We start from the raw sequence: 7,368 nt of genomic DNA on the forward strand, positions 1-7,368 counted from the left end.
TTCTCCCCTGGTCCAAGCTTTCTGGCGGCGGTTTCGTAGAGCTCTGCCGGACAACGCTGATGATCCGGCACCGACTTCCAGCCCTGGGCTGCTGGGGCAGTCCAGGGCTGGAAGCTCCGACCGAGCCGGTTTCTGCCGACTCGGAAGTCGTTCCACTAGCGCGAGAGGGGTACAGCTCATGCCCGAGAACCTCACGTCCTCCACCGAGCTGGAGGAGGACGGCCTGCTGGTCGCCCGCCGTCAGGTCACCGCGGCGCGGTCCCGCTTCGAGGTGCCGTCGGACGGTGGCTCCACCGGCGTCACCGACACCAACGACTGACGGCTGACACCACTGTGACCACCGAGATCCTTTCGGTGGCCCAGCGTCTGGGCGGGGACCGGTTCCTCGCCCGGACGCTCGGCCGCAGCTACCACGTTGCGCGCGGCGACGCCGCGTCGGTCGCCGGACTGGTGAGCTGGGATGACCTCAACGACATCCTCACGCACCACCGGCTCGAAGCCCCCCGGTTCCGGCTGGCGATGGACGGCGACCCGGTACCGGCGTTTCGCTACTCGCGGCCGGTCGTCACCCGCCGCAGCACCATCTGGCACCGGCTTCAGCCCTCCTCGCTCCACGAGCAACTGGCCAGTGGCGCCACGTTGGTGGTCGACGCCGTAGATGAACTGCACCCCGGCATCGGGCGCCTGGCCAAGCATCTGGAGAGCTGGCTCCGCACTGCTGTGCAGGTCAATCTGTACGGCTCCTGGACCGGCACCGAGGGCTTCGGCACCCACTGGGACGACCACGACGTGATCGTGATCCAGCTCGACGGCGCGAAGCGCTGGAAGCTCTACGGTCCGACCCGTAACGCCCCGATGCACCGAGATGTCGCTGCGCCCGAGGAACCGCCGGAGCAGCCGGTGGCCGACCTGGTGCTCACGGCGGGCGACGTGCTCTACCTGCCCCGAGGCTGGTGGCACGCGGTCGCCGCGTCCGAGGGCCAGTACTCACTGCACGTGACCTGCGGGCTCCAGACCACCACCGGCGCCGACCTGATCACCTGGCTGTCCGAGGTGCTGCGCGGCCACGAGGTCGTCCGGACCGACGTACCGCGGTTCGGTACCGACACCGAGCAACGCGAGTTCCTGGACCGGATCGCCGAGCTGGTGGCCGACGAGCTGACCAGTTCCGACTTGATCAGCCGGTTCGGCCTGGCGCGCGATGCCACGGAGTCGGCCCGGCTGGCACCGTCGCTGCCGTACGTCACCGGTGTTCCGGTTCAGCCCGATCTGCTGGTGCAGTTGGTGGTCGCGCGGGCCAACCTGTCGACTCTGCCGGATGGCAGCGCCCAGCTGACAGCAGGCGGCGAGGAATGGACGTTTGCCGCGAAGGCGCTACCGCTGCTCCAACCACTGCTGGACGGCTCGACGCACAGTCTGGGCGAACTGGCGGTCGTGGCCGGCCTCACCATCGAGCAGGCCGCCGGAGCGGTGAACGAACTGGTCGCCGGCCAGGCGGCCGCGGTGAGGACCGCCCGGTGACGGTGCAGCTCGGCCTCGGCACCTACCGCTGTCCCGATGTGGAACGGGCCGCCGCCTTGGCGGCGGCCCACGCGGCCGACTGGATCGACACTGCACCCAACTACGACCGGGGCCGGGCCGAGGCCGCGCTGTTCCAGGTGCTCGGCGACAACCCGCAGATCAAGGTGTCGACCAAGGTCGGGTTCGTCCCCCGCCTGTTGCGGGATCGGGCGGTGAAGGACGGCGTACTCACCGGGGCTGAGGCCGACAGCGGCCACAACCTGACGGCCGCGTACGTCGCCTGGCAGATCGAGCGGAGCTGGCGCGCGCTGGGCCGCGTGCCCGACGTGGTGTTCCTGCACAACCCCGAGCACCACTGCGAGCCCCACCGGATCCGGGAACGCCTGTACATCGCCTTCGCGGCCCTGGAGGAGGCGTGTGCCCACCGGCTCATCCATGCGTACGGCGTGGCCACCTGGAACGGGTTCTCCCACGGAGTCTTCAACGTGCCGCTGCTGGTCGATCTGGCGACCAGGGCCGGCGGCCCGCAGCACCACCTGCGGGCCGTCCAACTCCCGCTGTCGGTGGTGAAGCTGAGCGCCATCGCGGAAGCGCTTGACGGCGGCGGCGTGCTGGCCGAGGCCCAGGCGGCCGGTTTGGACGTGTTCGCCTCGGCACCGCTGCACGGAGGTGAGGTGCCGAAGCTGGTCACTCCGGAGCTGGCCGAGCTGATCCGCCCGGGCAGTTCGCCGATGCAGGCCGGGCTGGCTGTCGTGGCGTCGGCCCCAGGTGTGCGGCGTGTGCTGCTGTCCACGGGCAACACGGGACACTGGACCGATGCTGCTGCCACCGTGAACGGGCAGCAGTTGTCCGAAGCCGTCATGCGGAGGGTTGTCGATGTACTCGGTACCTGAGCCCGAAGTCGTCGACCGGATGCGCCAGGCCCATGCCGAGGTAACTGTCCAACTCCAGGCCCAGGCCGTTGGCGGCGCCGAATCCTGGGGCTGGCGCGGTCGGACCCTGAGCCGGTTGGTCGCCGCCCCGACTGGCGATGGCTGGTTGCGGCTGGTCTCCGTGCCGGCCGACAAGGCCGACGGCAAGCTCTGGGAAGGCCCGATGGCGGCCGAGCTGTCGATGCCGTCGGACGTTCCGCGGCCCCGGCTGCGCCGCCGGTTGACCTGGGCCGACGGCGAGCACGGTTACCTGGCCGAGCTGTACGACCCGGTGCCGAACCGCACGGTCACAGTGGACGGACCGGTGCTCCGCGACAAGCCCGCCCTTGATGCCGCCTGGTGGGCTGGGCTGGCCGGCGCGCTCGACCTGGTGGCCGGCGTCTGGACCAGCCGGGTAGCCGTTCGGCAGGAGTACCTGGACCGGGCGATGCCGCAGTTCCTCGGCGTACCCGTCGACACGACGGTCCCGGCCTGGAGCACGGCTCACGGCGACTTGCACTGGGCCAACCTCACCGCGCCCTCTCTGTCGGTCCTCGACTGGGAAGGGTGGGGCGTCGCGCCGGTCGGTTTTGACGCCGCCATGCTGCACACCTACTCACTGCTGGTACCGGAGACCGCCGCCCAGCTGCGACGCCACCTCGGCCACGTGCTCACCACCCCGGCCGGCCGGTTCTCCGAGCTGGTCGTCATCACCATGCTGCTCCAGACCGTCCAGCGCGGAGACAACCTCGACCTGGAGGCGCCCCTGCGCGAGCGGGCCTCGGTCCTGCTCGGCACCACGATCTGACGTACTTCCCGTACTGGGCCGGACAGTATCAGCGGGGTCAGCCCCCGTACTGGGCCAGCAACTCCTGGGCGTCGGCGAGGTCTTCGGGGGTGGGGGCGTCGTCCTGGGTGAGGCGGTGGCGCCAGTAGCCGGTGAAGTGGATGTTCGCGCGGTCCAAGTGGCGCTCGGTCAGCAGGTGCTGGCGCAGGGCGCGGACGGTGCCGGCCTCGCCGGCCAGCCAGGCGTGCTCCAGGTCGGCGGGGAGTTCGGCGGTGCGGACGGCGGCGAGCAGACGTTCGCCGGGGGCGGCGCCGTCGCGGTGGACCCAGTGGGCGGTCAACTCGCCGAAGCCGCGCAGGGGTTGCTGTTCCTCGGGGCCGGCGGTCTCGATCCAGGCGTGGGCCCGGGCCCCGGCCGGCAGGGCCTCCACCAGGGTGGCGAGCGCGGGCAGCGCCGACTCGTCGCAGGCGAACAGCAGCGGGCGGCCGCCGTCCAGCGGGAACGGGCGGGCGAACTCGGGGGAGGGGCCGAACATGGCCAGCACCTGCCCGGGCCGGGCGCGGGCCGCCCAGTCGGCCGCCGGGCCGTCGCCGTGCAGCACGAAGTCGACGTCCACGGTGTGCAGTTCGGCGTCGTGGGCGCGGACGGTGAAGGACCGCATCCACGGGCGGCGGTGCTCCGGGACGGCGTGGCAGGCCCGGTACCAGTCCATCAGGTCCTGCCCGGGGGCGGCCGCGGGCAGCTCGGGGGAGTCCTGCCCGGGGCGCGGGAAGTACAGCTTGACCTGCTGGTCGGGCCCGGCCAGGGCGAACTCGCCGGGCGGCAGCGCGAAACTGGCCCGGACGGTGCGCGGGGTGGGGCGGCGGACGGCGGTGACGGTCAGGCGGCGGATCGGCAGGTCGGACACGGCGGGCTCCTGTCGGATCGGAGGTGGCCGGGCCAGCCTGCCGGGGCCCGCTCACAGCACGCTGTCAGCGGGCTGTCACCGCGCCCCGGCCGGCAAAACCCGTCAGTGCGAGAGCACGTCCTTCAGCGCCTCCTCGGTGCGGCCGATCACCGTGTAGCCGTCGTCGGCGGTGATGATCGGGCGCTGGATCAGCGCCGGGTGCGCGGCCATCGCCTCGACCCAGCGCGCCCGGTCGGCGTCCTCCCGGCCCCAGGAGCGCAGGCCGAGCTCCTTGCCGACCGGCTCGTCCAGCCGGGCCACGTCCCACGGCTCCAGGCCGAGGCGGCCCAGCACCTCGGTCAGTTCGGCGGCGGTCGGCGGCTCCTCCAGGTAGCGGCGCACCGTGTACTCGGCGCCCGCCGCGTCGAGTTCGCCCAGGGCGGTGCGGCACTTGCTGCACCGCGGGTTGATCCAGATCTCCATGACCGGCCACCCTACCGACCGGCCCCGCCCGGGCGGCGGGAACCCGGGCGCGCCGCCCGGCCGTTCCGCAGCGGACAGATAAGTACGACTGCTGACGGGGGAGTTGCATGGACGTCGCCACGATCGTCAACGAGCTGATGGGCCCGGAGGGCTCCCGCGACCCGTACCCGCTGTACGAGCGGCTGCGCGCGTTCGGGCCGACGGTGCGCAGCGACGAGTACATCGTGATGGTCACCGGCCACCAGGAGATCGACGAGATCCTGCGCAGCCCCGCCTTCGGCGTCATCGAGCCGGAGGTGAGCGTCCAGTTCCAACCCGACTACCTCGACCACCCGGGCCAGACCCTGCTGGGCGACTCGATCCTGGAACGGAACGCGCCCGCCCACGGCCGGATGCGCTCGCTGATCTCCTCGCTGTTCACCCCGCGCCGGGTCGCCGCCCTGGCGCCCGCCGTCACCGCCGCCGTCGAGCAGCTGCTCGACGAACTCGCCGAGCACGGCGACGGCCCGGTGGACTTCCTGGACGCCTTCGCGTTCCGGCTGCCGATCGGCGTGATCTGCGAACTGCTCGGCGTCCCCGAGCAGGACCGGCACCTGTTCCGCCCGCTGGCCTCCGACCTCACCGCCACCCTGGAGTTCCTGGTCGGGGACGAGGAGCTGGCCGCCGCCGACCGCGCCGCCGATGAACTCTCCCGGTACTTCACCGAGTTGGCCGCCCTCCGGCGCGCCGACCCGAAGGACGACCTGGTCAGCGCGCTGGTCGCGACCGCCGACGCCGACCAGCAGCGGCTGTCCGACACCGAACTGCTGGCCAACCTGGCGCTGCTGCTGGTGGCCGGCTTCGAGACCACCGGCAACCTGCTCGGCAACGCCCTCGCCCTGCTGTTCCAGCACCCCGGCACCGCCGCGCAGCTGCGCGACGGCACGCTCGACCCGGCCGCGCTGGTCGAGGAGGTGCTGCGGTTCGACTCGCCCGTCCAGCTCACCTCCCGGATCGCGCTCACCGGCACCGCCGTCGGCGGCGAGCCCGTCCCGCGGGACACCGGGCTGATGCTGCTGATCGGCGCCGCCAACCGCGACCCGCGACGCTTCCCCGACCCCGACCGCTTCGACCCGACCCGCGGCGGCGGCCGGCTGCTCAGCTTCGGCGGCGGCCCGCACTACTGCCTCGGCGCCCAGCTCGCCCGGCTGGAGGCCGTCACCGCGCTGCCCGCCCTGCTGCGCCGCTTCCCCGCGCTGGCCCCCGCCGGTCCGGCCGTCCGCCGCGAGCGGCTGGTGCTGCGGGGCTTCCGCACGCTGCCCGTCACGCTCACCGGCCGCTGACCACGTCGCTGACCTGTCGTCGGCGGTGACACAGGTCACGCAAGTGGTTGAAATATGATCGAATCGGGCCGAACGGCCCAACCCGTCGGGACCTTGGCAAGGGGTGGTCCCGACGGACGGCACGGGACGATGGTTGCGGAGACGCACCCACCCCGGGCGCCCGCCTGAGGAGGTCAGCATGCCCGCGCCCACCGCAACGCCCGTCCGCGTCGCCCTCGACGAGGACCGCGACGAGGACCGCGGCCACCAGCACGGCCGGGAGGCCACCGCCCGCTGGGAGGCCGCGATGGCCGAGGCGCTGCGCACCCCCACCTGGGCGCGCGCCCTGCCGGCCCTGCTGCTGGTCGCCGATCTGGCGCTGGAGGAGTCCGTCCCCCGGTCCGTCGCCGCGGGCTTCCTGCTGACCGTGCTGCCCGTGGTCGCCGCGTTCAGCGCCGGCCCCGTCATGGTGGCCCTCGCGACCGTCCTCACCGTCGGCCTGCAGGCGCTGCTCGCGCTGCGCTCCGGCCACCTGCACGAACAGCACCACCTGTGGACGTACCTGGCCACCGTGCTGGCGGGTGTGATGGGCACCGGGCTGGCCACCCAGCGCCGCCGCCAGGCCCGCGCCCTGGTCCGGATGCGGGCCGTCGCCGACACCCTCCAGCACACCGTGCTGCACCCCGTCCCCGCCCGGGTCGGGGGACTGCGGGCCGCCGGGCTGTACCGGCCCGCGGAGGCCGACTTCGGCATCGGCGGCGACCTGTATGACGTGTGCGAGACCCGGCACGGCACCCGGATCCTGCTGGGCGACGTGCGCGGCAAGGGCCTGGAGGCGGTGCGCACCGTCGCCGACGTCATCGGCGCGTTCCGGATCGCCGCCCACGAGACCGCCGACCTCGGCGAACTCGCCGCCCAACTCGACCGCCAGGTACGGCGGGCGGCCGAGCAGCGCGGCGACGGCGAGCTGTTCGTCACCGCCGTGCTGCTCCAGCACGACCGGCACACCGGGCGGCTCGACCTGGTCAACCGCGGCCACCTCGCGCCGCTGCTGGTCGCCCCTGGCACGGTCGCCGCCGTCCGCTGCGCCGAGGACCTCCCGCTCGGTCTCGGCCACCTCGCCCTCGGCCCGGCCGCCGAACCCACCACCGTGCCGCTGCCGTCCGGGCACAGCCTGCTGCTGTGCACCGACGGCGTCACCGAGGCCCGGGACCGCGACGGCGAGTTCTACCCGCTGGCGGCCCGGCTCGGCACCCTGCCCGGCACCGACCCGGACACCCTGGTCGCTTTCCTGGAGCGGGACGTCCGCCGCCACGCCGGCACCCTCACCGACGACGTCGCGGTGCTGGCCCTGCGCGCGGCCTGAGCCGCCCCGCACTCGCCCGCGCGGCCTGAGCCGCCCCGCACTCGCCCGCGCGGCCTGAGCCGCCCCGCACTCGCCCGCGCGGCCTGAGCCGCCCCGCACTCGCCCGCGCGGCC

Annotated in this window: 8 protein-coding genes; 6 read left to right on the plus strand and 2 right to left on the minus strand. The window is 73.3% G+C overall.

Going from position 1 to position 7,368, the window contains the following annotated elements; genetic code table 11:
* Positions 1-178 precede the first annotated feature (178 nt).
* From ACFYS8_RS22885 to ACFYS8_RS22900, 4 genes are read left to right on the plus strand one after another with little or no spacing between them, the layout of a single operon-like run.
* A complete protein-coding gene (locus tag ACFYS8_RS22885; protein ID WP_387643484.1) occupies positions 179-319 on the plus strand; it encodes a hypothetical protein in 141 nt (46 codons plus the stop codon).
* Between the two features lie 14 nt (positions 320-333).
* Entirely contained in the window at positions 334-1,521 is a 1,188-nt protein-coding gene (locus tag ACFYS8_RS22890; protein ID WP_387643486.1) for a cupin domain-containing protein, read from the plus strand.
* Positions 1,518-2,414 (plus strand): aldo/keto reductase, encoded by an 897-nt coding sequence (locus tag ACFYS8_RS22895; protein ID WP_387643488.1) that lies wholly within the window; start codon positions 1,518-1,520, stop codon positions 2,412-2,414. The genes ACFYS8_RS22890 and ACFYS8_RS22895 overlap by 4 nt, the downstream gene beginning before the upstream one ends.
* Entirely contained in the window at positions 2,398-3,240 is an 843-nt protein-coding gene (locus ACFYS8_RS22900) for a hypothetical protein (RefSeq protein ID WP_387643490.1), read from the plus strand. The genes ACFYS8_RS22895 and ACFYS8_RS22900 overlap by 17 nt, the downstream gene beginning before the upstream one ends.
* Positions 3,241-3,277: 37 nt before the next feature.
* Here the strand turns inward: ACFYS8_RS22900 and ACFYS8_RS22905 are convergent, their stop codons facing one another.
* Complete coding sequence (locus ACFYS8_RS22905; RefSeq protein WP_387643492.1) at positions 3,278-4,126, minus strand: siderophore-interacting protein; 849 nt, start codon at positions 4,124-4,126, stop codon at positions 3,278-3,280.
* 102 nt (positions 4,127-4,228) lie between these two features.
* Complete coding sequence (locus ACFYS8_RS22910) at positions 4,229-4,588, minus strand: arsenate reductase family protein (protein WP_387643493.1); 360 nt, start codon at positions 4,586-4,588, stop codon at positions 4,229-4,231.
* Between the two features lie 107 nt (positions 4,589-4,695).
* Between ACFYS8_RS22910 and ACFYS8_RS22915 the strand changes: the two genes are divergently transcribed.
* A complete protein-coding gene (locus ACFYS8_RS22915) occupies positions 4,696-5,910 on the plus strand; it encodes a cytochrome P450 (protein ID WP_387643495.1) in 1,215 nt (404 codons plus the stop codon).
* Between the two features lie 178 nt (positions 5,911-6,088).
* Positions 6,089-7,255 (plus strand): PP2C family protein-serine/threonine phosphatase, encoded by a 1,167-nt coding sequence (locus ACFYS8_RS22920; RefSeq protein ID WP_387643497.1) that lies wholly within the window; start codon positions 6,089-6,091, stop codon positions 7,253-7,255.
* Positions 7,256-7,368: the final 113 nt, after the last annotated feature.

The sequence above is a fragment of the Kitasatospora sp. NPDC004615 genome, from assembly GCF_042873545.1.
Classification (GTDB): Bacteria; Actinomycetota; Actinomycetes; order Streptomycetales; family Streptomycetaceae; genus Kitasatospora.